The 1,438-nt window shown below is 73.9% G+C and carries 2 protein-coding genes; one reads left to right on the top strand and one right to left on the bottom strand.

All coding sequences use genetic code 11. The annotated features are described in order from the left end of the window. A partial coding sequence (locus ACTIR_RS24520) for an MFS transporter (RefSeq protein ID WP_154663821.1) occupies positions 1-697 on the top strand: 697 nt, incomplete at its 5' end. 93 nt (positions 698-790) lie between these two features. Here ACTIR_RS24520 and ACTIR_RS0119865 read toward each other — a convergent pair. Beyond that, positions 791-1,438 (bottom strand): sterol desaturase family protein (locus ACTIR_RS0119865; RefSeq protein ID WP_026455583.1); only part of this gene is annotated, 648 nt, incomplete at its 5' end.

Raw genomic sequence — 1,438 nt, 5'->3', positions numbered from 1 at the left:
CGTGGGGCCGGTCGCGCTGGTGACCGGCGCGGCGATGCTCGGTGCGTTCGTCGCCCACGGGCTGACGACCCCGCGGACGCCGCTGCTGGACCCGCGCCTGTTCGCCCGGCCCCCGTTCGGGGTGGCGGCGCTGTCCCTGCTGCTGCTCGGCATGTCGGTGTTCGGCACGACGTTCCTGCTGCCGCTGTACCTGCAGGGCGGGCGCGGCCTGTCGGCCTGGGGGACCGGGCTGCTGCTCGCCCCGCAGGGGGTGGGCGCGGCGCTCGGCTCGGTACTGGTCAGCAGGCTCGTCGACCGGGCTTCGGCACGGACCCTGGTGCTGACCGGACTCGCCCTGGTCACGGTCGGCACGGTCGCGTTCACCCGGCTCGGGCACGTCCCGGACGCGGTGCTGACCGGGTCGCTGCTGCTGCGGGGCTTCGGCGCGGCCCTGATCGGGACGCCGGTCCTGGCGCTGGTGTACCGCCGGGTCGGGCAGGATCTGGTCGCCCGGGCCTCGGGGGCGCTCAACCTGCTCAACACCGTGGGCGGTTCGGTGGGCACCGCCGTGGTGTCGGTGGTCCTGGCCGCCAGGTTCGCCGAGCGGGGTGCGCAGGCCCCGGCCGCCTACGCCGACACGTTCTGGTGGGTGCTCGGCTTCTGCCTGCTCGCCGCCGCCGCGGCCACCCGCCTCCCCGCCACCCGCCCCGGCCACTGAGCGCTCACGCGCCGTTGTGCCGTGAGGGGCACATTCCCTGCGTGGGACGCAGCGAATGTGCCCCTCACGACACAAACGGACGCGACCGGCGGCTCAGGTCGGGTTCGCGGCGTGCAGGTTCTTCGCGGTGGGGGAGGTCGGCACGTCGGCCGGGTCCGGGTGGGTGCGCAGCAGCCGGTCCGCCGTGCCGGACGTGGTGACGGTGAACCAGTAGTGCTCGTTCTTGTAGTGGTGTAGCCGGTGGTTGCGCCACACCGCCTTGTACAGCCGGGTCTTCGGGCGGTGGTCACTGTGGATCAGGTAGTGGGTCCACTCGTAGCCGAAGCCGATCGCGGCGGTCATCGCCAGGAACGTCAGCCCGAGCCCGAGGCGGGGGAACGCCAGCACCGCGACCGCGGTGAGCGCGGGCAGCAGCCACAGCAGCACCGGCCACGGGATGAACACCAGCGGCAGGTCGCGCGGGTCGGCGTGGTGCTCCCGGTGTTTGCGGGCCACCAGCGGGTCGATCCGGGTGCCCGCCACCTCGCGGGGACGCCAGTGCAGCACACAGACGTGGATCACCCATTCGACGAACGGGAACGCGGCGAGCATGGCGACCGGCACGAGCGCGTCGGACAGCCGCCAGTCACCGACGACCAGACGCGCCGCCAGCGCCGCGGCGAACACGGCGCCGATGATCCACGGCGACGGGTGCCGCCAGAACTCCCGCCACGCCGCACCCAGCGACAGGCCCCGCCGGGT

Source organism: Saccharomonospora iraqiensis subsp. iraqiensis (assembly GCF_000430445.1).
GTDB classification, from domain to species: Bacteria; Actinomycetota; Actinomycetes; order Mycobacteriales; family Pseudonocardiaceae; genus Saccharomonospora; species Saccharomonospora iraqiensis.
The sequence above is the reverse complement of the archived record's forward strand: the minus strand, read 5'-3'. Positions and strand labels throughout refer to the sequence as shown.